1 protein-coding gene is annotated in these 262 nt (G+C 44.3%); it reads left to right on the top strand.

Annotation, left to right across the window (positions count from 1 at the left end; genetic code table 11):
• A partial coding sequence (locus PZC42_RS21735; protein ID WP_277214274.1) for a hypothetical protein occupies nucleotides 1-211 on the top strand: 211 nt, incomplete at its 5' end.
• Between the last annotated feature and the right edge of the window lie 51 nt (nucleotides 212-262).

The following is a 262-nucleotide window of genomic DNA, read 5'->3' as shown; positions in this document are numbered from 1 at the left end:
AAAGGATCCAAAGCTAAAGGAGATTGGAAGGTACCAGCAGGTTCAGCAGATCATGGCTGTTGAATCCTATACACCAGCACTTTTCTCCCGTGTCCTTGGCTGGAATCAATTGGAGATAGAGGCGTTGATGGCAAAAGTACGGAATGAGCTTAAGGATCGTTCAATACATCTGTATGCTCTTGTCTACTTTGTCTATGGGCAGAAGCCTTGACCAAAGTCTGCTATACCTGTCAAATCTATACCTGTCGAAATCTGGGAACAA

It is taken from the genome of Isoptericola croceus (assembly GCF_029382255.1).
GTDB lineage: Bacteria > Actinomycetota > Actinomycetes > Actinomycetales > Cellulomonadaceae > Isoptericola > Isoptericola croceus.
The sequence above is the reverse complement of the archived record's forward strand: the minus strand, read 5'-3'. Positions and strand labels throughout refer to the sequence as shown.